The organism is Massilia sp. 01N410 (assembly GCF_056399665.1).
This window is the reverse complement of the sequence record NZ_JBFTRV010000058.1, coordinates 1-683: the sequence shown is the minus strand read 5'-3', so window position 1 is coordinate 683 and position 683 is coordinate 1. Positions and strand designations below refer to the sequence as shown.

Genomic DNA, 683 nt, shown 5'->3' with positions numbered 1-683 from the left:
CACGAGGTGGTGGTGGTCGACAACCTGTCCAACGCCAACCGTTCCGTGCAGGAACGGGTGACTCGCATCACGGGGAAGGCTTTCGAATTCGTCGAGGCCGACATCCGCGACCGCGCGGCGATGGAAGCCGCGTTCGGCGCGCACAAGGTCGACGCCGTGATCCACTTTGCCGGCCTGAAGGCGGTCGGCGAATCGGTGGCGCAGCCGCTGCGCTACTACGACAACAATGTCTCCGGCAGCGTGGTGCTGTTCGAGACCATGGCCAAGTTCGGCTGCAAGACCCTGGTGTTCTCGTCGTCGGCMACGGTGTACGGCGACCCGGCCTCGGTGCCGATCCGCGAAGACTTCCCGCTCTCGGCCACCAACCCCTACGGCCGCAGCAAGCTGATGATCGAAGACATCCTGCGCGACCTGTTCAAGGCCGAGCCGGACTGGCACGTCGCCCTGCTGCGCTATTTCAACCCGGTCGGCGCCCACGAAAGCGGGCTGATCGGCGAGGAGCCGAACGGCATCCCCAACAACCTGCTGCCSTATATCGCCCAGGTCGCCAACGGCCAGCGCGAGAAACTGTCCGTGTACGGTGGCGACTACCCGACCCCGGACGGCACCGGCATGCGCGACTACATCCACGTGGTCGACCTGGCGATCGGCCACGTCAAGACCCTCGACAAGCTGGCCCAGGG

Annotated in this window: 1 protein-coding gene; it reads left to right on the top strand. The window is 65.8% G+C overall.

Going from position 1 to position 683, the window contains the following annotated elements; all coding sequences use genetic code 11:
• The coding region (galE, locus tag AC1DOP_RS27205; protein ID WP_442124994.1) for a UDP-glucose 4-epimerase GalE at nucleotides 1-683 on the top strand (683 nt) is incomplete at both ends.